At 59.7% G+C, this 21686-nt stretch carries 16 protein-coding genes; 10 read left to right on the top strand and 6 right to left on the bottom strand.

Annotation, left to right across the window (positions count from 1 at the left end; genetic code table 11):
* Positions 1-162: 162 nt before the first annotated feature.
* On the bottom strand, positions 163-1695 hold the full coding sequence (locus CXQ93_RS01125; RefSeq protein WP_219817308.1) for an alpha-N-arabinofuranosidase: 1533 nt from the start codon (positions 1693-1695) through the stop codon (positions 163-165).
* Positions 1696-2052: 357 nt separating this feature from the next.
* Here CXQ93_RS01125 and CXQ93_RS20565 point away from each other — a divergent pair, with 357 nt between their 5' ends.
* Both CXQ93_RS20565 and CXQ93_RS01120 read left to right on the top strand, forming a co-directional pair.
* A complete protein-coding gene (locus CXQ93_RS20565) occupies positions 2053-2220 on the top strand; it encodes a hypothetical protein (protein WP_181036001.1) in 168 nt (55 codons plus the stop codon).
* A gap of 74 nt (positions 2221-2294) precedes the next feature.
* A complete protein-coding gene (locus tag CXQ93_RS01120; protein WP_104108653.1) occupies positions 2295-2906 on the top strand; it encodes a PH domain-containing protein in 612 nt (203 codons plus the stop codon).
* Between the two features lie 63 nt (positions 2907-2969).
* On the opposite strand, the gene CXQ93_RS01115 is transcribed toward CXQ93_RS01120, so the two are convergent.
* The 5 genes from CXQ93_RS01115 to CXQ93_RS01095 form a co-directional block, all read right to left on the bottom strand.
* A complete protein-coding gene (locus CXQ93_RS01115) occupies positions 2970-4694 on the bottom strand; it encodes an ABC transporter family substrate-binding protein (RefSeq protein ID WP_104108652.1) in 1725 nt (574 codons plus the stop codon).
* Positions 4695-4794: 100 nt separating this feature from the next.
* Positions 4795-6897, bottom strand: a complete 2103-nt coding sequence (locus tag CXQ93_RS01110; RefSeq protein ID WP_104109146.1) for an ABC transporter ATP-binding protein — start codon at positions 6895-6897, stop codon at positions 4795-4797.
* A 1-nt stretch (position 6898) separates the two neighbouring features.
* On the bottom strand, positions 6899-7825 hold the full coding sequence (locus CXQ93_RS01105; RefSeq protein ID WP_104108651.1) for an ABC transporter permease: 927 nt from the start codon (positions 7823-7825) through the stop codon (positions 6899-6901).
* A 2-nt stretch (positions 7826-7827) separates the two neighbouring features.
* On the bottom strand, positions 7828-8811 hold the full coding sequence (locus tag CXQ93_RS01100) for an ABC transporter permease (protein WP_104108650.1): 984 nt from the start codon (positions 8809-8811) through the stop codon (positions 7828-7830).
* A 504-nt stretch (positions 8812-9315) separates the two neighbouring features.
* Positions 9316-10539, bottom strand: a complete 1224-nt coding sequence (locus CXQ93_RS01095; protein ID WP_104108649.1) for an ROK family transcriptional regulator — start codon at positions 10537-10539, stop codon at positions 9316-9318.
* Between the two features lie 333 nt (positions 10540-10872).
* Here CXQ93_RS01095 and xylA point away from each other — a divergent pair, with 333 nt between their 5' ends.
* From xylA to idi, 8 genes are all read left to right on the top strand, one after another.
* Positions 10873-12063, top strand: a complete 1191-nt coding sequence (gene xylA, locus CXQ93_RS01085; protein ID WP_104108647.1) for a xylose isomerase — start codon at positions 10873-10875, stop codon at positions 12061-12063.
* 4 nt (positions 12064-12067) lie between these two features.
* Positions 12068-13525 carry a xylulokinase gene (gene xylB / locus CXQ93_RS01080; protein ID WP_104108646.1) on the top strand — a complete coding sequence of 486 codons (1458 nt, stop codon included), beginning with the start codon at positions 12068-12070 and terminating at the stop codon, positions 13523-13525.
* Positions 13526-13929: 404 nt separating this feature from the next.
* Positions 13930-15048, top strand: coding sequence for a multiple monosaccharide ABC transporter substrate-binding protein (gene chvE, locus CXQ93_RS01075; protein ID WP_104108645.1), 1119 nt, complete (start codon positions 13930-13932; stop codon positions 15046-15048).
* 92 nt (positions 15049-15140) lie between these two features.
* Positions 15141-16688, top strand: a complete 1548-nt coding sequence (gene mmsA, locus CXQ93_RS01070) for a multiple monosaccharide ABC transporter ATP-binding protein (RefSeq protein ID WP_104108644.1) — start codon at positions 15141-15143, stop codon at positions 16686-16688.
* A 4-nt stretch (positions 16689-16692) separates the two neighbouring features.
* A complete protein-coding gene (mmsB, locus tag CXQ93_RS01065) occupies positions 16693-17895 on the top strand; it encodes a multiple monosaccharide ABC transporter permease (RefSeq protein WP_104108643.1) in 1203 nt (400 codons plus the stop codon).
* A 191-nt stretch (positions 17896-18086) separates the two neighbouring features.
* Positions 18087-19901, top strand: a complete 1815-nt coding sequence (locus tag CXQ93_RS01060; protein ID WP_146073124.1) for a hypothetical protein — start codon at positions 18087-18089, stop codon at positions 19899-19901.
* Positions 19902-19968: 67 nt separating this feature from the next.
* On the top strand, positions 19969-21078 hold the full coding sequence (locus tag CXQ93_RS01055) for a thermonuclease family protein (RefSeq protein ID WP_181036000.1): 1110 nt from the start codon (positions 19969-19971) through the stop codon (positions 21076-21078).
* A 32-nt stretch (positions 21079-21110) separates the two neighbouring features.
* The gene (idi, locus tag CXQ93_RS01050; RefSeq protein WP_104108640.1) at positions 21111-21659 is read left to right on the top strand and encodes an isopentenyl-diphosphate Delta-isomerase; all 549 of its coding nucleotides are present in this window, start codon (positions 21111-21113) and stop codon (positions 21657-21659) included.
* Positions 21660-21686: the final 27 nt, after the last annotated feature.

Below are 21686 nucleotides of genomic sequence, written 5' to 3'. Positions count from 1 at the left end.
AAAGTCTTCCGATCCAGTGTTAGCGCTAACAGCTCGCCTGTCAAGGACCGCCCACTCCAGCGCCGGGTTCAGGAGTGGGCGGGTTCCGAATGGTGCAAGGAAGGGCAAACCCCTTCGTGGATGCCTCCCGTGCTACTTGGCAACTTATTTGGCAGCGCCGCCCTACAGCGTCAGGGCCACGGCAGACCAGGACACCGGCGGCAGGACTACTGTCAGGATGCCGTTGAGCAACACGGCATCTTCCAGGACTTTCAGTCCCACACGGTTCTGGTCTTCCAGAGTGTTTTTGGCGTACGCGTCCGCGTCATGCAAGGTGACCGCCTCGGCAATGCCCGTGGCACCGAGTCCGGTGGCATCGATGGAAACCTCAATAGACTGCGTGGTGCTGCGGTTGACCAGGAAAACCGCGGCTGCGTCTGCGTCCACCGTGACAACCGAGTCCACCAGCGGGGCGTTGCCGTGCACTGCCGTGGTGTAACTGTCCACCGTGATGCGCGGGTTCAGGATCTCACCCCGAGCCAGTCTGGACGTAACAGAAAACGGGAAGAAAGTAGTCTGGCGCCAGGCGGCACCGCCCGGCTCAGTCATGATGGGGGCGATGACGTTGACCAGCTGAGCCAGTGAGGCCGACGCCACGCGGTCGTGATTCTTCAGCAAGGTGATCAGCAGGTTGCCCAGGACGACGGCGTCGGCCACCGAGTACACATCCTCCAGCTGGCGGGGGGCCTCGCGCCATTCCTCGTTAACCTCCTCAGAGGCTTTGTGCTCATCCAGGTACCAGATGTTCCACTCGTCAAAGGAGAGCTTGATCTTTTTGTCGCTGCGCAGCTTGTTGCCTACATGGTCAGCCGTGGCCACCACCGTCTCGATGAAGTACTGCATGTCCAGAGAGGACGCCAGATAGGAACCCAGATCGCCATTGCGCTCCTGATAGTAGGCGTGGCAGGAAATGTAGTCGACATGCTCGTAGGTGTGCTCCAGGACCGTGCGTTCCCAGTCGCCAAAGGTGGGCATGGAGGAACCGGAGGAGCCGCACACCACCAGTTCCAGATCCTTATCGGCAGCCTTCATGGCTTGAGCCGTGCGGGCGGCGATCTTTCCATAATCGTCAGCAGACATATAACCGGTCTGCCAAGGCCCGTCCATCTCGTTGCCCAAGCACCACATGCGCACATTGTGCGGCTCTTCCGTGCCGTTCTTGATCCGCTGGTCACTCAAAGCCGTCCCAGAGGGGTGGTTGGCGTATTCCAGCAGATCCAGTGCAGCCTCAATGCCTCGGGTGCCCAGATTGACAGCGAGCATCAGCTCAGAGCCTGTCAGTTTCAGCCAGCGGGAGAATTCATCCATCCCCACCTGGTTGGTCTCGATGGAGTGCCATGCCAGATCGCGGCGCACGGGCCGGTTTTCGCGCGGACCCACACTGTCCTCCCAGCGGAACCCCGAGACAAAGTTGCCACCTGGGTAACGGATGGTGGTGGTGCCCAGCTCCCTAACCAGGTCCACCACGTCGCGGCGGAAGCCGTCTTCGTCAGCCGTAGCATGGGTGGGCTCGTAGATTCCGTCGTAGACGCATCGGCCCAGATGCTCAACAAATGACCCAAAGATGCGTCGGTCAATGGGGGCCACCACTGAAGTTCTGTCTATGGCGATTACTGCCTTCGTCACGGTGCATTCCTCTTTCTTAGTGTTTATCATGTGGTCATCCGTTGACTGGGGGAAGCAACACGTCCCTCCATCACTTCGCAATGGCCAGCACTACTGGCCGCCTTGCGGCAAGACCGCAGTCAGCTGTGAACTCAACACCACAGCGTCCCCCGGGCCCTTCTTACAATTACATCGTTGTAATAACGTCTCACGCCACACCCAGCCCGTCAAGTGGCCCGCGTCACATGTCCCTGCGGTGGAGGCGGTGTGTGTGGCGGCAGTTACCAGCGACCCGACCCACTCTGCCCGGCAGGCTGGCGCGTCATGAAGCCGTGGTTTCAGGACCGTGCCCTAACCAGTCCTCCACGACCTCTAGCAGCCTCGCTACGCCACGACTAAGGTGAAGCCATGAGCAAAAATCCAGATTTTGACGAAAAAGACCTGGTCCGCGAATCCACTGACCACGATCCATTGGCTGAGGTGTACTCCGGGATGGTCAGCCCAGACATTGCAGAGATCAATGAGCACGCCGAGGAACTGGCCAAGGAAGCTCAAATAGAGCCGGACTCACTCTAGGAATTAGGGCTCCGGCGCGCCAGCTGGGGGTCACCGGATCTGACGTGGTGAAAGTCTGGCATTCTAGAAGGACCATGGAATCAGCCTCCGACGCCCCGCGTACCGTGTCCGTCTATTCGACCCCCACCCGCGTGCTCGCCGCCGTGGGGCTGGCCATTTGCGCAGCCCTCGCCGTGAACCTGATAGCGGCCGGCACTCCCGGCTCCATCTGGCACTTTTTGCCGTGGTTGTTATTTGTCGGGTGGGGCATATTCTTGCTCCTCTGGCGCCCCTGCCTGCTGGTATCCCCGGACGGCCTGACGGTGCGCAACATCCTGCGCGAGCACACCATTCCGTTCAGCGAGCTGACATCCCTGCGCGTGATCCACACCGTCATGCTGGATACCTCCGCCGGGCGCATCTCCAGCTGGGGCGCACCTGGCGCCGGCAAGATCGGCCCCCGCCTCGCCAGAACCGGCCCGGCCAATCTGCCCTCACTCCCCCACACCCAAACTGTCATCCAAAATCAGTGGGATCTCTGGGAACGCAGCCACAGCCTTATGATGCACGACGCCGAGACCTCCTCCCAGCATTCCCCCGACTCCCAGCCGGCTCACCCCAGCAAAGTGACGATCCGCTGGAACGTACCTGCCGTCGTCGTCGGTGTCCTGCTGCTGGTTCTGGGTGTTATCAGCACCCTGAGCTAGCACGCAAAAGCGCGGCCCGGTCAGCTCTTTACGAGCTGACCGGGCCGCACTTTTTGGAGTTGCTTAGGACTTGAAGCCCACTGTGGTCCAGTCGATCGACTGGAACTGTGCCGCACCGTAATTGACCAGCCCAGTCTTCACACCATAGGTGTTAGGGGTGGGGGTCAACGGGATAACGGGGGTCACGGCGAAGATCGCCTTGTCAATGTCATTGGCAAGAGCCAGACGCTTCGCGGGATCGAGCTCAGCGTTGGCCGCAGCCCACATTTCGCCCAACTTAGGATCAGTGACACCGGAGAAGTTCTGGCCGGCATCCACCGGGTAGAAGATGGATTCAGTGCCGGCAATAGGGTAAGCCGTACCCGACCAGGCAAAGCCGGTGAGCTCAAAGTTGGACTTGAGCACGTAGTCGGAGAAGAACTTGTCCTCCGGGACAGTGTTGTTCTTCAGGGTGATGCCCACGACCTTCAGGTTGGCCTGGATCTGCTTGAAGATCTGCTCTGACACGGGGTTATTGGCATCGAGGGTGTAGGTCAATTCCAGCTTTGCGCCGTCCTTTTCCTGCGTTCCATCGGCTGCCTTGGTGTAGCCAGCCTCCTTGAGAAGCTCTTCAGACTTGGCGGTATCGAAGCCGATGACTGCTGTGGCGTTGTCCTCGTAGCCCTTCTGGCCCGGCATGAAGATGTAGCTGTTCTGACTGGCCACCGGAGCACCGATGGGGGCCAGACGGCTAGCTGAGATGGTGTCGCGGTCAACGGCGCGGCCCACGGCCTGGCGAACCTTGACATCGGCCAGAGGTCCCTTGGAACCGTTCATCGTGACGTGGTTCCAGGTCAGACCACCGGACTGCTGGACGGCACCGTCGGTGCGCTTCTTGGCCGTCTCGTAGTTGTCCTTGCTGGTGCCGATGCTCATGGCATCGAGTTCCTTGTTGGCGTAGGCCTGAGCCAAGCCATCGCGGGAGATAACCTTCATGATGATCTTTTCCAGCTTGGGCTTCTGGCCCCACCACTTGTCATTGGGAACCAAGGTGACAACCTGGCCGGCGGTGTCAACGTTGCCAACCTTGAAAGGTCCGTTGGACGGCAACGGCTTGGACTTGTAGCCCTCGTTGAATGCCTTCACATCCGAGGCAATGGCTGCGGGCAGCACTGCCGTCTGGGATGAACCTGCTGTGCTGCCGCCGAGAATGGAGGGCCAGTCAGCGTTCTTATTCTTGAAGGTGATCTTGAAGTTGAAGTCGGTGTCTTCCTTGGTCACCGATTCAATGTCCTTGAAGACGTTGTCGCCCACAATTTGGTAGTCCTTGTTGCTGCCGTTATTGGCCTTGATGGTGGCCTCGTAGTCCTTGTAGGTGACGGGCGTGCCATCTTCCCACACGGCCTTCGGGTTCAGCTTGACCTCGACAACCTGAGGATCTTCGCTGGCAAGCTTTACGTCGGTGGCGTAGTCCTTGTTGAGCTCCCAGCCACCGTCAGCTGTGTTGCGAACCGGGCCACCCGTGGTGGGGTCCGTGATCTGAGCGGCAGCCTTGACGTTGCCGTCCACCTGCAAGGTGTTCCAGTTATCCGGCAGCTGATCAACAGCCAAGGTGAGTGTGCCGCCGTCCTTGACCGCGGCATAATCGGCCGCGGTCCACGCCGTTGTGGGAAGAGTTGCCGAGCCCCCCGCACCCTTGCTGCTGTCAGCGGTTGACTGTGTGTTTCCGCCGCCGCCAGCGCTGCAGCCGGTGACGGTGAGAGCAAGCGCCAGAACGCCCGCCCCCAGCATTTTGTTGATGTGTTTCATTGTTTCCTCCCAGTGGGTGAACACTCGAGTTACAGATCTTGCACTCCGAGTGTTCTGTGGTTTTGGTGAGTCGTCGGATTTGGTGGTCAGGTATCCCTGCTTATGCAGGAGTCATGAGGTCTATATGTTCGGCGTGATGGCACGCTACGTCGCTGCCGTTGACTGAGCGGTTTTGGGGATCGCTGGTGCGGCATTTCTGTTGTGCGGCCTCATCCATGAGCCGGAACAGGGGGCAGCGGGTGCGGAAGTTGCAGCCGGTGATGTCCTCGGTGGGGCTGGGCAGATCACCGTCCAGAATGATTCTGGTGCGGCTGCGCTCTATGGCTGGGTCAGGGACGGGCACGGCTGATAGGAGTGCCCGCGTGTAGGGATGCTGTGGGTTGTCAAAAATGTTCTCTGTGGGACCGCTTTCCACAATCCGCCCCAAGTACATGACAGCGACGTCGTCGGCGATCTGCCGCACCACAGCCAAATCATGTGCCACAAACAAATAGGACAGCCCCAGCTTCTCCTGCAGATCCTGGAGCAAGTTGATGACGCCGGCTTGAATGGAAACATCCAGCGCAGACACCGGCTCATCCAGCACCACAATCTTAGGATCCGTCACCAGGGCGCGGGCAATGCCAATGCGCTGACGCTGACCTCCGGAGAATTCATGGGGGTAGCGCGATGCCATGGACGGATCAAGGCCAACAAGCTCGAGCACATCTGCCACCTTTTTCAGGCGCTCCTTGGCAGGAACTCCGTGAACAGTGAGGGGCTCACCCACAATGTCCTGGACCGGAAGCCGTGGATCCAGCGAGGCCATGGGGTCCTGAAAGACCACTTGGATGTCTTTGCGCAACGCCCGGCGTTCCTTAGCGGAAAGGCTCGCCACATCACGGCCATTAATCACCACCTGACCCGCTTGGGGTTTGGCCAATTCCAAGACCTCCATGATGGTGGTGGATTTGCCGCAGCCCGATTCACCCACCAAACCCAGCGTCTGGCCGGCCCTGATCTGGAAGCTCACGCCGTCCACAGCACGCACGGTGCCAATGGTGTGCTTGAAGATGGATCCCTTGGATAGTGGGAAGTGCCTTTTGAGTTCGGAAACGGCCATGACGTGTTCCGGGGGTACCTCGGCGCGCTGGGCGGCTGCCACGGGCTCCGGCACAGGATACAAGGTGCTCCGACTCAATTCGCCACTGGCAATTTGCCCTACGCGCAGGCAGGCAGAGGCATTCAACGGTTCATTGTTGATCATGGTCAGCGGCGGCTCCGTGGTGCGGCACGCATCAATGACAGCAGGACACCGGGGAGCAAAAGGACACCCTGGTGCAAGGTTGCTCAATTGCGGCGGGCGCCCTTCCAACGGGACCAGACGGGTGTGTCCGGCCGTGGCAAGATTCGGCATGGACCGCAAAAGCCCAATGGTGTACGGCATGGACGGAGCCCGGAACACCTGATCCACCGTGCCTGTTTCCACAATGCGGCCGGCATACATGACTGCGAGCCTGTCAGCGTTACCGGCCACCACACCAAGATCGTGGGTAATCAGCACCACTGCAGCACCTGTCAGATCCTTCGCTTTCTGGAGCACCTCCAAGATCTGCGCCTGAATGGTGACGTCCAACGCCGTGGTGGGTTCATCGGCAATGATCAGGCGCGGGTTATTGGCGATGGCAATGGCAATCATGGCGCGCTGACGCATGCCGCCGGAAAACTCATGAGGGAAGGCCTGCGCGCGGCGCTCAGGGTTGGGGATGCCCACAATTTTCAGCAATTCCACGGCCCGGGAGTTAGCGGCCAGCTTGGAGAGCTTGCTGTCATGGAGTTGCAGCGCCTCGGCGATCTGCGTGCCAATGGTGTACACCGGTGTCAGTGCTGACAGTGGATCCTGGAAGATGATGGAGATACCCTCGCCGCGCAGCTTTGACAGCTCTTTATCGCTGCGGCCCATCAGGGACTTTCCTTCGAAGAGGATGTCCCCGGAGATCTTGGCCGATGACGGCAGGAGTCCCATCACGGCTAGCGAGGAGACTGATTTGCCGGAGCCACTCTCCCCCACAATGCCAAGAAATTCGCCTTTGTCCACGTGGTAGTTGACGCCGCGAACGGCCGTGACTGCCCCTCCCGGTTGCGGGAAGGTGACGTGCAGATCGCGCACTTCCAAGAGATGGCTGGTGGGCTGGTGGGGTGTGGTTGTTGCAGAAGTAAGCATGTCAGTCACGGTTGACTCCGGAGGTAGGGTCCACGGCGTCGCGCAAGGCATCGCCAACAAGGCTGGCCGAGAGCACCGTAAATACGAGGATGGCCGCGGGGAAGATGAAGAGCCAGGGCCGGGTTGCTGCCGCGGTTTGGCCAGCGGAAAGCAATGTTCCCAGCGAGACATCCGGAGCTTGGATGCCAAAGCCGAAGAAGCTCAGGGTGGTTTCGCTCAAGATGGCCCCGCCAATGCCGAGTGTGGCATCGATGATCAGCAGTGAGGACACGTTCGGGAGCACGTGGCGCCGAATAATGGTCCACGTGTCCACTCCCATGAAACGGGCTGCCTTGATGAAATCGCGTTCGCGCAAGGATTTGGTCTGTGCCCGGATCACGCGGGCCATGATCATCCAGCCGAAGCCGGCGAGGAGGAATATCAAGGCCACCCATGACAAGCCCTTGAAAGCACTTCCAATCAGGATGAACAGGAACAGACTCGGCAGAACCAGCAGCAGATCGATGATCCAGACAAGTACCCGGTCCCACCAGCCGCCAAGGTAGCCGGCAACTGCGCCGATGATCCCGGCAATGATGGCGGCCAGCGGGCCAACCAAAAGACCAATGATGAGTGACTTGCGCAGGCCCACTATGGTCTGCGCGTAAATGTCCTCACCAATGTCGCTAGTGCCGAACCAGTGAAGTGCCGATGGGCTGGAGCCCATGTTGTAGACATCCAAGTCCGTGTAATTCCAGGCATTGGGAATCAGACCAAAGATGGACCACAGGATGATGGCTCCAAGGCCCACTATGCCTACCCAGAAACGCGGTGTGCTGCGCAGTCTTGACAGGACCAATTTGAACCGGGATACCGGCTTCTTTGATCGAATTATGTCAGGATTGGCGGCGGTGACATCAGGGATGGAAACTTCTTCAAGCATGGACATGGCTACACCCTCACTCTCGGGTCAAGGGCGGCATAGACAACATCGGCCAGGGTTCCGGCAATCAGGATCAAGATGGCATTGAACAAGATGGCTCCGGTGAACGCGTTGATGTCGCTTTGCTGGATGGCCTGCACCAGCATCTCGCCCATACCGTGCCAGCTGAAGACCAGCTCGGTAACGGCGGCGCCTGCCAGGACGGTGGCGAAGGAGTAGGCAAAGTACGTGGACATGGGGATCAAGGCCACCCGGACTCCGTGGCGGACAAGGGCCGAGCCCCGGGTGCGGCCCTTGGAGCGGGCCGTGCGGATGTAATCAGCCGAGAGCACATCCAGCATGGCGCTGCGCTGGTATCTGGAGTATCCAGCGGCACCCATGAGGGCCAGGGAGATGGTGGGCAGGAGCAGGTGGGCTGCACGGTCCCAGAAATGGACCCACCAACCGCCTTCCAGGCCGGCAGTGTATTCGCCGGTGAAATTGATCAACTGGATGCCCAGAACATTATTGAGCGAGGTCGCCAAGATCATCAGCAAGATGCCGATCACAAACGACGGCATGGCCAAGACGGTGAAGGAACCATAGGAGATGACTTGATCGCTGAGCTTGTACTGCCGCACGGCGCCCCAGACACCCAGGAAGACCCCGATCAATGCGGCAATGATGGTACCCAAGATCAGGAGGCGCAGGCTGGTGCCGGCGCGTACTGTCATCTCGGAAATGACGCTGGTGTTGTGGATGGTGTCGCCCAGGGATCCGTGGGTCACCAGATTTACGATCCAAGCCCAGAGCCGCTCAATGACGGGAGTGTTGGGGTTGACGCCCAGGCCGTCCAGGATGGCGTTGATGGTCTCATCCGAGGGGCGGGGATTACGGCCAAGGTATCTGCTGGCCGGGTTCAAAATCAGGCTGGCTAAAACGTAGGCACTCAAGGTGGCGATCGCTGAGAGGATCGCGTAATTGATAAACCGTTTTGCGATGAAGCCGATCATGAAATCAGCCTCCGCAATACAGCGATGGCAACAAGATGCGGCCTCCGCTGCGTGGGTGAGTGCAGTGGCATTAAGTCATCCTTTTGAGCTGGCTCGCTGTGGCGGCCATGGGTGACGGCCGTTCCTCATCGAGATTTTCTTGGTCTTTGAGGGAGCGGAAATGTTATCCCGCTCACACTCATTCAGGCCAATCTACAGCAGCCCCCAGTCCGTTCGGTGCAGGAATTGGGGGTCCTATCCAAAAGGACTACTCATCAGTAACGTTGCGCTTTACGGCACATCCGCAAGAATCCGCGGATACTCGCAAAAGTGGACTCGGCGCAGTTATCGAACCGTAATAGAAGCGTTACACGCACGGCTTTGCGCTGGCCAAGGACATTTGCCTTGGGGCAGGCACGCGCGTCGGGAGTCAGACCGGCACGTGCCCGGGGCCAGCCTCACTGCCCGAAGCCCAGCTACGGGAAGGTCCGGCGATTAGACCGGCTCCCCAGTTGATGCCCTAGCTCAGCTGGCTTTGCCCAACGCTTTGTCGATGCTGGCCGGGTTGGCAAGCATGGGGGCAAACGCCAACTGTGCAGCACCAATCATGAGCAGGTCCAAGCCAAGCTCTGACCTGGCAAACCTGACGTCTTCGCGTGGGCCCTTCAATGCCCTGTCACGCACGCCGGATTCCAACAGCTCCGGGGCTACTGCATAGAGCGTTCCAAGGAAACCACCCAGAATGACAAGCTCCGGGTTGAAGATATTCACGGTGCCCCGCAACGATTCCGCGAGGAAACCGATCTGACGGTTCACCAGCTCCAGCACAGCAGCGTCAGGGCCTTCCGATCTGGCGAATTGGGCCACGAGAACACTCTCCAGCTGCTCACTGTCTGCGGCATCCAAGGAAACTGCTGCCAGCAGTGCGGACTGCCGAACTTCTGTGTCCAGGCAGCCATATGCGCCACAGTGGCACAGAACTCCGCCCGAGTTCACCAGTGAATGGCCAAACTCTCCTGCGAAACCACTGACACCTGGGTACAAGGCCCCGTTGATGACGATGCCGCCGCCAATGCCGCTAGCACCTCCGTTGAGATAGATATGGTCATTCGCCTCACGGCCGGACCCGAAGGTACTTTCTGCGGTAATCCCGGCAGAAGCATCGTTCGCCGAGACAACGGGCAAGCCCAAAGCATCGCTGAGCATGGCCGAGAAGGGAACGTTGTGCCAGTCAAGATGGGGTGCAACAACCACCTCACCATCCTCGGCCGTAACCAGGCCCGGGACAGCAACCCCAACGCCAACGGTTCTAAAGGATCGCTCCAGCTCGCCGCGCATTCCGGCAACTACGGCGGTGACTATGTTGACCACTTCTTCGGGAGTGGGGACGCGTGCGGTGTCATACCTGATTCTTTTAAGCACCTTGCCAGAGAGTGACACCAGACCGATAGTGACAGCGTCAACTTCAGGATTGACGGCAATGGCAACAATGTCGGGACGCGGGGCGATGATGGCACTGGGGCGCCCGGCATGACTGGCAGCATCCGGCTCCTGCTCAACTACCAGCCCCAGATCCACCAGCTCGGCCACGAGGCCGCCTACCGTTGAGCGGTTCAGTCCTGTCACCTTGGTGACCTCGGCCCGGGAAACCCTGCCCCGGACGTGGGCAAGACCTAGCACGATGGCCAGGTTATTGCGCCTCACGTCATCGAGATTGTTGCCCCGTTGCGCCGGGCGTGCTTGATCCATGGATGCCACTCAATTCACCTCTTTCACTGCCAGTAAGCGTACTGCGCTCCGCACCATTCAAGCCCCTGCGTTATCCGCCTTGGCCGCCGGGTTCCGCCGCTGCGCACCTGAGCCACGTTCCGGCGTCGTGCACGGAAAGGCTGAAGCAGCCACATTTGATTACATTAGCAACTTAATAGGCACACGGGTCAGTATGACCACGCAACAAAACATACTGTTGACCTCACAGTCCAAGAAAATTCTCAGAGTCGACGCTTGACGTGCGGCAATATCTCCAATATGTTTTTACTAAGAACTTATTTATTTGAGACTCACATCACCCGGAGGAATCCCATGGCACTGCAGCCAACCCGCGAAGACAAATTCTCATTCGGCCTCTGGACCGTTGGATGGGAAGCACAGGACCAGTTCGGCTCCGCAACCCGCCCCAAGCTCGACACCGTTGAGGCCGTCAACCGCCTCAGCGACCTGGGCGCCTACGGCCTGACGTTCCACGACAACGATCTCTTCCCCTTCGACGCCACGGCCACCGAGCGTCAGCACGAGATCGACCGCCTCAAGGGTGCCCTGGATTCCACCGGCTTGATCGTGCCGATGGTCACCACCAACCTCTTCAGCCACCCCGTCTTCAAGGACGGCGGCTTTACCTCCAACGACCGCGGCGTGCGTCGCTTTGCACTGCGCAAGGTCATCGAGAACATTGACTTGGCCGCCGAGCTTGGCGCCGAAACCTTCGTCATGTGGGGCGGTCGCGAAGGCAGCGAATACGATTCCGCGAAGGACATCCGCGGCGCACTGGAGCGTTACCGTGAGGCCGTAAACCTGTTGGGCGACTACGTCACCGACAAGGGCTACAACATCCGCTTCGCCATTGAGCCCAAGCCGAACGAACCCCGCGGCGACATCCTCCTGCCGACCCTGGGCCACGCCATGGCGTTCATCGAAACCTTGGAACGCCCCGAAATGGTGGGCATCAACCCGGAGACCGGCCACGAGCAGATGGCCGGCTTGAACTTCACCCACGGCATCGCCCAGGCGCTCTACCAGGGCAAGCTGTTCCACATTGACCTCAACGGCCAGCGCTCCATCAAGTTCGATCAGGACTTGGTCTTCGGCCACGGCGATCTGCAGAACGCGTTCTCCCTCGTTGACCTGCTGGAAAACGGTGGCCCCAACGGTGGCCCGTCCTACACCGGCCCCCGTCACTTCGACTACAAGCCCTCACGCACCGAGGACATCAACGGCGTGTGGGATTCCGCGGCCGCCAACATGCAGACCTACCTACTGCTGAAGGAACGCGCCACCGCATTCCGCGCCGATCCCGAGGTCCAGGCCGCGCTGCTCGCCTCCCGCGTGGAAGAGATCAACGAGCCCACCCTGAACCCGGGCGAGGGCTGGGAAGCCCTCCGTGCCGACAAGGCCTCCTACGAAGACTTCGACACCGACGCCTACTTCGGCGGCAAGGGCTTCGGCTTCGTCAAGCTGCAGCAGCTCTTCATCGAGCACCTGCTGGGCGCCCGGTAACCCCATGGCACTGGTTGCCGGGATCGATTCCTCGACCCAAAGTTGCAAGGTTGTCATTGTCGATTCCGGCACCGGAGCCACGCTCCGCACCGGCCGGGCCTCCCACCCGGATGGAACGGAGGTCAGCCCCAGCTTCTGGTGGACTGCCTTACTAGAAGCACTGCACGACGCCGGAGGGCTGGCTGATGTGTCCTCCCTCGCCATCGCGGGACAACAGCATGGCATGGTGCTCCTGGATAGTGAAGGGCGCGTCGTCCGCGACGCACTGCTCTGGAACGACACCCGCTCTGCTGTCTCGGCCGAGGCTCTCATTGCCGAGTTCGGCGCTGCGGCCCTCGTTGAGCGTTCAGGTTCGGTCCCCGTCGCCTCGCTGACCAGCACGAAGGTTCGCTGGGTGCGAGACAACGAGCCCGACATTGCCGCACGAGTTGCTGCCGTTGCACTCCCGCATGATTGGCTGTCGTGGCGGCTCCGTGGTTACGGGCCTGCCGATGAGAGCCCGCTGGGCCCGGATCTGGAACAGCTCGTCACCGACCGTTCCGATGCCAGTGGCACCGGTTACTGGTCTCCGGAGCGCGAGGCCTACGATCTGGACTTGTTCGAGACTGCCTTTGGCCGTCCGGCCCGCGAGGCCGGCTCGGGAGAACCCAGCGAAAGCTTGGTTGTCCTGCCCAAGGTGGCAGCACCCGAGGCCAACACCGGTACGGTCCATGCCGACTACGCCGACGGCAGCCAGATCATTGTTGGCGCCGGCGCCGGCGACAACGCCGCTGGCGCGCTCGGTTTGGGTGTCGCATCCGGTGACGTGGTCATCTCCTTGGGAACGAGTGGCACGGTATTTGCCGCGGCGCCTGCCGCGGTCAACGACCCTTCGGGAACCGTGGCCGGTTTTGCCGACGCGGCTGGTGCGTATTTGCCGATCGCCGTGACGCTCAATGCGGCACGTATCCTGAGCTCGGTGGCCGAGTTGTTGGCCGTCTCCTTCGATGAATTCGCGGAGCTGGCGCTGACCGCCGAACCCGGTAGCGCCGGCGTCGTGCTGGTTCCGTATTTTGAGGGCGAGCGCACACCCAACCTGCCCAACGCCAAGGCAAGTTTCCATGGCCTGAGTATTTCCTCAACGACCCGGGCCAACACGGCTAGGGCCGCGATCGAGGGGATGTTGTGTGGCCTGGCCGATGGCCTAGATGCTGTTGTTGCCACCGGCGTCACGGCCGAGCGATTGTTGCTCATTGGCGGTGCGGCGCAAAATCCCGCCGTTCAGGCCGTTGCTGCACAGGTCTTTGGCGTTCCGGTGATTGTTCCGGCGCCCGGTGAGTATGTGGCAAGAGGCGCAGCCGTTCAGGCGGCCTGGGCACTCAATGGCTCCCGCCCCACCTGGGAGCTGGAGCTGGATGCCGCACCTGTGAGCGATTTCCACCCGGTTATTCGCGAACAGTACGGTGTACATTCGGGCGCCTAATCCGCCGCTCTCCAGCACTGCCGTCAAGCCCGGCACACCAGATTACTTCCTCGTGATGATCTGGGGTGCCGGGCGGCCGTATTTAACACTGCCCATCACCACATCCTGTGACGCCCGCCATAACTGTAACTTGATTGTTACTATAAACAACTTATTGTCACAAAGGGCTGCTTTTCGCCGATATAACGCGGAATTTGAGCGTAAATTCTCGGCCACAGCATGCAAAACTAGCGTCCCACCACTCTAGACATCCCGAACGTAACTGGGTTATGTTCTCTTCATCAACATATATTGAGTGATTTGTTACAAGGGAGTAACTGCGAATCTTCGCGTTCCCTTTCCGATGTAAACCGCCTGCCGCCCGTTCGAGGACCTACCGCCGGCACATTGAAAGGTATATCAACATGTTCATTTCCAAGAAGGTCGTTGCACTCGCAGCGACAGGTGTTCTGGCACTGTCTGTGGCCGCGTGCGGTTCCAGCGCAGACACTGCAGGTTCCGGTGGAGACAAAGCTGTCGAATGCAATGTGGGTATTTCCATGCCCACACGCAGCCTTGAGCGCTGGATCAATGACGGCGAACAGCTGCAGAAGTCGCTCAAGGATGCCGGCTGCAAGGTTGACCTGCAGTACGCGGATAACAAGACCGATCAGCAGATCAGCCAGATTCAGAACCAGGTGGCTGGAGGAGCCAAAATTCTGGTCATCGCCGCCATTGATGGCAAGGTCCTGACCCCTGTTCTGGCTGAGGCCAAGAAGCAAGATGCCGTGGTCATTTCCTATGACCGCCTCATCAACGGTTCCGAGAACGTTGACTACTACGCCACGTTCGACAACTACAAGGTGGGGCAGCTTCAGGGCCAGTTCATCGAGGAGAAGCTGGGTCTGAAGGACGCCAAGGGCCCGTTCACCCTTGAGCCGTTCGCCGGCAGCCCCGATGACAACAATGCGAAGTTCTTCTTCTCCGGCGCCTGGGACGTGCTGCTGCCGTACATCGAGTCCGGCAAGCTCACTGTTCCCAGTGGAAAGTCTCCGGCCTCAGATGCTGACTGGGCATCCATCGGCATCCAGGGCTGGGCTTCGGATAAGGCACAGGCCGAGATGGACAACCGCCTCTCCTCCTTCTACACCGGCGGCAGCAAAGTAGATGTGGTTCTTTCCCCCAATGACAGCCTGGCCATCGGCATTAGCGCATCACTGAAGTCGGCTGGTTACAAGGCCGGCACCGATTTCCCCATCCTGACCGGACAGGACGCTGATAAGGCGAACGTCAAGGCAATCCTTGACGGCACCCAGTCCATGACCGTCTGGAAGGACACCCGTGCCCTGGGCGATCGGGTCTTCACCATGATCCAGGAAATCACCGCTGGCAAAACGGTGGAAGTCAATGACACCAAGAGCTATGACAACGGCAAGAAGATTGTTCCCTCCTTCCTGCTGGATCCCGAAGTTGTCACCAAGGACACCGTGCAGAGCAAGCTGGTTGATTCCGGCTTCATCAAGGCCTCAGACGTAGGCCTGTAAACGGCTCAGTTGGTCCGCACTTCTGGGGCCGGTCCCGCATTTTGGCAGGACCGGCCCCAGCATTTACTACCCACGCTGTAAAGGAGGAAGCAATGACCGAAAATACGCCAGCAGAAGCACCCATTCTCTCGATGGCCGGCATTGTCAAAGAATTCACCGGGGTGCGCGCCTTAGACGGCGTATCCATCAATGTCCGGCGCGGCGAAGTACACGGCATCTGTGGCGAGAATGGCGCAGGAAAATCCACGCTCATGAAGGTTCTCTCGGGTGTTTACCCGGCGGGTTCCTTCGACGGCTCCATCACCTTCGATGGCAAGGCTGTGGCCTACCGAACCATCAATGATAGTGAGCATGATGGCATTGTCATCATCCATCAGGAACTCGCACTGAGCCCCTATCTCTCCGTAGCCGAGAACATCTTCCTGGGCAATGAAAAATCCAGGTTCGGCGTCATCGACTGGAACAAAACCAACCGTGAAGCCGCCCTGCTGCTTGAACGTGTTGGCTTGCAGGAGGATCCCACCACACCCGTCCTGGAACTAGGAGTGGGCAAGCAGCAGCTCGTGGAAATTGCCAAGGCCCTGGCCAAGCGAGTCAAACTGCTCATCCTTGACGAACCCACTGCGGCGCTCAATGACGAGGACTCCGCACACCTCTTAGGCCTCCTGGAACAGTTGCGGGATCAAGGCATCACCTGCATCATCATTTCCCACAAGCTCAAGGAAATTAAGCGCATCGCCAACACCGTCACCATCATCCGTGACGGCAAGACCATTGAGACCATCGACATGGCAGGGCCCGACGCCACAGAGGCCCGGATCATCAGGGCCATGGTTGGCCGGGACTTGAACAGCTTGTTCCCACCCCGCGAGCCCGACATCGGTGAGGAAGTGCTGCGCGTTGAGAATTGGAGCGCACACCACCCAGTGGACACCTCCCGAAAAGTTGTTGACAACGTCTCCTTCACCGTCAAAGCCGGGGAGATTGTGGGTCTGGCCGGACTCATGGGTGCCGGACGCACCGAGCTGGCCATGAGCTTGTTTGGCCATTCCTATGGCACCAACATCAGCGGCACCGTGTACAAAAACGGGCAAAAGATCCAGATGCGAACCGTTGACGAGGCCATCAAGCATGGCTTCGCCTACGCCACGGAGGACCGCAAACAATACGGCCTGAACCTTATTGGCAACATCACTGTCAACGTCTCCGCCGTGGCCCTGGCCAAACTGGCCAAGTTCGGCATCATTGACCGGAACCGGGAATACCAGGTGGCCGATTCTTTCCTCACGCAGATGAATATCAAGGCACCCAGTGTCTCCTCCATCACCGGAAACCTCTCGGGCGGAAACCAGCAAAAGGTGGTCCTGTCCAAATGGATCTTCTCCGGTCCAGACATCCTGATTCTGGATGAGCCAACGCGAGGCATCGATGTTGGAGCCAAGTACGAGATCTACGGCATCATCAACGATCTTGCCGCGCAGGGCAAGGCTGTCATTGTGATCTCCTCCGAACTACCGGAACTACTGGGTCTCTCCGATCGGATCCTGGCAATCTCAGAAGGCCGACTAACCGGCGAAATGGCACGAGCCGAGGCTACTCAAGAAGGCCTGATGAAATACATGACCATGGGAAAGGACTGACCCAATGAGCACCACACTTCAAGCAGGTAAAAAGCCTGCAGCCACTAAATCCGCGCGGATTCCTTTCAACCTCCGCCAATACGGCATCCTCGGGGCCCTCGGCATCATCGTCATACTGTTCCAGTACCTGACCGACGGCCGCCTGCTCATGGCAGGCAATGTGAACAACTTGATCCAGCAGAACGCCTACGTGCTGATCCTCGCCGTCGGAATGGTCATTGTCATCATCGCCGGGCACATTGACCTTTCCGTTGGTTCCGTCGTGGCGATGGTTGGCGCCGTCGCCGCCATCAGCATGGACCAATGGGGCTTCCCTTGGTGGGCCGCGGTTGCCCTGTCCATTGTGGTCGGTGCCTTGGTTGGTGCTTGGCAGGGATTCTGGGTGGCCTTCGTGGGCATACCGGCCTTCATTGTCACGCTGGCCGGGATGCTGCTTTTCCGCGGCCTGACCCTTGTCCTCTTGACGGGTGGCACCATTAGCGGATTGTCCGATCAGTTCACGGCGATCGGCGCTGGCTGGCTACCGGGCATCTTTGGCGAAAGTTCCGGACGCGACGTTCTGACACTGCTCCTTGGAGTGCTGGCCGTTCTGGCCTTGGGCGTTCAGCTATGGCGTTCCCGTGTTGCCGTGGGCAAGCTGGGCCTCCCCAGGGAATCCACTTTTTCCTTCACCGTGAAACTGGTCATCGCAGCTGTGGCGATCTTGTGGTTCGCCTGGACGCTTTCCGACTACAGCGGAACTCCGATTATTCTGATCATCCTCTCCTTCATTGTCTTGTTCTACAGCTTTGTGCTCAACCATTCCGTCTTTGGCCGCCACGTGTATGCCATGGGTGGCAACCGTTTTGCAGCCATGATGAGTGGCGTCAAGACCAAGTGGGTTGACTTCTACATCTTCGTCAATATGGGTGTCCTGGCGGCTATTGCCGGCGTCGTGGCAACCTCCCGCGCCGGTGGCGCAGTGGCCTCGGCCGGCCAGAACTATGAGCTCGATGCCATTGCCGCCGTCTTTATTGGTGGCGCAGCGGTTCAAGGCGGTGTAGGCACGGTGGTGGGGGCTGTCATTGGTGGTTTGGTGATGGGTGTTCTCAACATGGGCTTGTCCATCTTGTCCGTCGATGCTGCGTGGCAGATGGCCATCAAGGGCCTAGTGCTGTTGCTGGCTGTGGCCTTCGATATCTTCAACAAGAGGCGCTCCGCCCGCTAGTCTCTGCACTGCGGCCCGTAGCCGCCGGTACAAATTCGCCAGATTCTGTGCGAACAACTACCGGCTGCTACGGGCCATTTGTGGTTGTTACAGTGTTGGCGTAACTCAAACGGCTTTGACAAGTTCCCCTGGCTGCCGGGATGTAGGGTGGGTCACTAACACGATCCGGATTTTCCGATGGCAAAGGAGCCATGATGCCTGCACAGAAGAACAGGAATCGGCTCTCGCAGGCAGCGCCGTCCCTTCCGAGCGAGCCGGATACCCCTGAGGTTGTGACCATGGGCGGGGCCGCCCTGGCTCGTGAGCTGCTGGATCCACTGCGTAATGAAACGGTGCTTGTCATCTCCCGCAGGGCAGATGCGGGCTTTCATATCGATGCGGCGGCGCTGGCGGTCCGGCTGGGAGCTGAAGCCCGCGTCATCCAGGTGAGCAACGGGATTGAAACCCGCCATCTGCAAGACCGATTGCCTGCACAGCTGCACATTTTCGGCACGGGTGCCCGGGTCTATCCCCATGGCGAGCGTTGGCTGGAACGGGTACCTGGCCCGCACGTGCCGCACCATCCCTCTGCGTTGCCGCAGCTGTACCAAAAACTTGAGAATGAGGTCCTCGCGGCTCAACACTTTGAGGCGCCCCGGCCCATCACCGCGCCCATCAGCGTGATTTCTGAGGCCGTAGTCAAGGGCTTTCCGGCCGAGGACAGGGCCATGGTTGAGCTGTTTCCCAGCGGCGAACAGGCACTGATTCGCAGCGAAGACCTGCTGCCGGGGATCCCGCTGGACTGGCTGATGGCCAAGGGCCAGAGACTCTCCGGCACACTGGATCCGGCCACGCACGTTCTCAACATCGCAGCGCTCCTGCTCCCCCGCCCATCCCCCGTCACCGTCTACAGTCACGGCGATGTGGCGTTGGCTCGCATCAAATCCGTCTTCCCCCGCCATGCCACGGTTCAATTGTGGCCCGGCAGCGAGTTCCCCATTGGTGTGGAACACATCTCCTCCAATGACCTGGACTCTGCCGTTGACCTCCTAACCGAGGGCGAGGTGGTCCGGGTGCGGGTGCTCTACCATAACGGTGCCGTAGTGTTGTCCATGCTGGACGTGGACGACGACGAACCGGCCGTCCTGACGCCGCCACTCCTTCGCGGTGGCCCACCTTGGCTCGATCTGGAGAGGCCCTATGCCTCTATCTTCACCAACCGCTCACCCGTTTCCTCCCCAACCCCCGCGAACCCGGACGATGGCGAGGAATCCACATCCTCCGACGCGGAACCGGCTCAGCCAGAATCCTTACTCACCCCTGCTGCTCGGCGGAGCGCGCTGCAAACCACGCAGATGCAATTGGAATCGGCCCGCCACACCATTGCCGAGTTAATGGCTGCGGCGAAACGGCAGGGTGCCATTGACAAGGTGGCGCGGGCGCTCCAGGACCAGCTGGAGGATGAGCGGCGGGCGGCCGCCGAGCTGGCGCGCGAACACAACATGGCAACCCATCAGGTGGAGGCGCTCAAGACAGAGCTGGCCAAGGCCAAAGCCACACTGGTTCAGCTGCGCCAACAGCGCCGATCGGCAGCCTCACGGACCGAAAACTCGCTGGACGCGCTGTTCATGGATCCGGCGCAGCAATTCACCTTTGAGCTGCAGCAAGTCTGGGCACGAGTGGTTCCGGCTGCCGAAAAGTCCTTGTACCCGCTGGGAAAATTCAGTGTCAGTCCACTGTTTTTGGACTCGTGGGGAATGCTCACGGAGCATCAGCGCACCAAGACGTTGCGGGCCGTGGTGGATCTGGTGGCCGACTGGCAGGGTCCGCTGCGCAAGCGGGAACCGCACATGTTGCGGCTCAATGAGGGTGCCCAAGCGCAGCCCACCCTGCGTGGCGATGACGTGTGTTGGCGCTTGTATGTTGAGAAGGGGACAGCGGGGGCGCTGCGGCTGCACTACTGGAAGTTACAGGCAGGCGGTGTGGAGCTCCATGCCGTGGTCCCGCACGACGTGGTTAAACCGTAAACTATCCTATTGACCGAGCCGCCTACGGCTCCCGTGATTGATGGGGCGTGATGTTGCAATAGCACTCATGAATAGTTTCGCTGGAAGAAGACTGCTGCTCAGTATGGGGCTCACTGCCGCGTTCGTTCTCAGCACCACAGCCTGCACAAATGAGAATTCAGACACCGGAAAAGTAGTCTCCATCACCGATGGTGATACCTTGGTAGCCTCTGTGAACGGCAAGAACCAGACCATCAGATTGCTGAACATCGACACCCCTGAAACCAAGGATCCGACTACCCCGCCTGAATGCCTTGGCGAGGAAGCCACCGAATTTCTCCGCGGCTTACTTCCCGTCGACTCGCCGATCAAATTGATGTACGACGTCGAACGAACAGACCAATATGACCGGACGCTGGCAGCAGTATTCACTTCCGTCGACGAATTTGTCAGCGCCGAAATCGCCAGAGCTGGATTCGGCACGGCCGTCGTCTTCGGGAAGAACTCAAAGTTCCTTCCCCCAGTTCAAGATGCGGAGAAAGAGGCAAAAGCCAGCTCGAGGGGTATTTATGATCCCGAGGTTCAGTGCACTTTGCCTGGCCAACTTGCTGCATCAACCACCGCCTTGGAGACGGCAATTGCTGCCCAACCTAGGTCTACTGCTGCGGCCACTGGATCTGTCATGACAGTTGCCGCTGCAGCCATAGCAACAGCCAAGTCCGTTAAGGCTTTACTGTTGGCTGGTAAGAGCGGCGCGAATACTGTCCGATGGTCCGCGTACACCGCCATCGAGTTAGAAACTGAGATCGGGCTCCTGACAACAAAGGTTGAGCAGGCCGAGTCCAATCTGACGTCTCTCACTTCGGCGGAGGCCACACTGCGGAAAGCTGAGACCGAGGCTGCAGCCAAGAAAGCCGCAGCAGAAGTGGCGGCCAAGAAGAAAGCCGCAGATGCCAAGGCGCAAAAAGAGGAAGCGGCCAGGGTCACGAAAGCTGCCGCAGCAGCCAAAGCTCAAGCTGAAGCTGAAGCTGCGGCCGCCGCAGAGGCTGCTGCCGAAGCCGAGCGCATCAGGAATCTACCTCCTGTCTATGTCCCGCCAGTCTACGAACCCCCTGCGCAAGACTCAGGTGGCGGCTACCCCGGATACACTGGTCCTCGGTGCTATGCGCCCGGGGGAAAGACATATCGGCCCTGTTAGAAATGCTGCGAGCGGAAGGAACTGTGCCCATCATGGGTCAAGAGATTGAGCTGGTCAGGTTGCTAGATGAAAGCGGAGCGGAGATCGGCACCGCAGATAAGGCGCTGGTTCATACCGAGCAGACGCCCCTTCATCTTGCTTTTTCTTGCCACCTGTTGGACGCTCAGGGCCGCACCTTGCTGACCCGCCGGGCGCTGTCCAAGCTGACCTGGCCGGGCGTGTGGACCAATTCCTTCTGTGGCCACCCTGCACCCGGGGAGTCCTTCCAGGACGCCATCATCCGCCGCGCCGCCGTCGAACTGAACCTTGTGGTCACCGACATACAGCCGGCACTTCCGGATTTCCGCTACCGCGCCGTTGACGCCTCCGGCATTGTGGAGAACGAGATCTGCCCCGTCTTCACCGCCGTGTTCAGCGGCGATGCCACCATCGCGCCCAACCCCGCCGAAGTCAGTGACTGGGCTTGGGCCGACGTTGTGGACGTTGAAGAAGCGGTGGCGGCCACACCTTTTGCCTTCAGCCCCTGGCTCGTCCAGCAGCTGGCCGAAGGCGTGTATACCGGAGGTCACCTCCAGGCGTGAGCCTTTAGCGTAAAGCTTTAGCTTGAG

This window comes from Arthrobacter sp. N199823 (genome assembly GCF_002929705.1).
Lineage (GTDB): Bacteria > Actinomycetota > Actinomycetes > Actinomycetales > Micrococcaceae > Specibacter.
Note: the sequence above shows the minus strand (reverse complement) of the source record. Positions and strands in the feature narration are given on the sequence as shown.